Origin of the sequence: Nocardiopsis sp. TSRI0078, from assembly GCF_001905145.1 — a bacterium.
Classification (GTDB): domain Bacteria; phylum Actinomycetota; class Actinomycetes; order Streptosporangiales; family Streptosporangiaceae; genus Nocardiopsis.
The window spans coordinates 477,002-477,357 of record NZ_LWLB01000032.1 but is presented as its reverse complement, the minus strand read 5'-3'; the positions used below and the strand labels follow the sequence as shown (position 1 = coordinate 477,357).

Annotated in this window: 1 pseudogene; it reads right to left on the bottom strand. The window is 84.8% G+C overall.

Going from position 1 to position 356, the window contains the following annotated elements:
* Window positions 1-356 (bottom strand): annotated as a pseudogene (locus tag A6A08_RS28430) (hypothetical protein); the annotation flags it as partial.

Sequence of the window (356 nt, the reverse complement as noted above, 5' to 3'; positions counted from 1 at the left end):
CGGGCTCGGGTTCGGGCTCGGAGCGGACACGGCGCCCGCGGCGGGGCGGCTCCTCGGCCGCGGGCGGCGGCTGCGGAACGTTCTCGGAGGGCCGGGGCGGCGCGGTGCTCTCACCCAGGTTGGCCAGGGCGGCGAGGGCGTCCTGGGTCGGATCGCCGGCGGCGCGCCGGGGAGGCGCGGGCTCGTGCGGCCGGGGCCCTTCCGGGCCTCGGGGGTCCTGGGGACCGGGAGCCCCGGAGCGGGAGGTCCCGGAACGGGCGGCACGGCCTCCGCGCAGGGCGTCGGCGGCCCCGCCTCGCCGGGGCGGTGCCGCGGGGCCCTCGGCGGGCGGCTCGGCGCGGCGCCGGCGTCCGGGC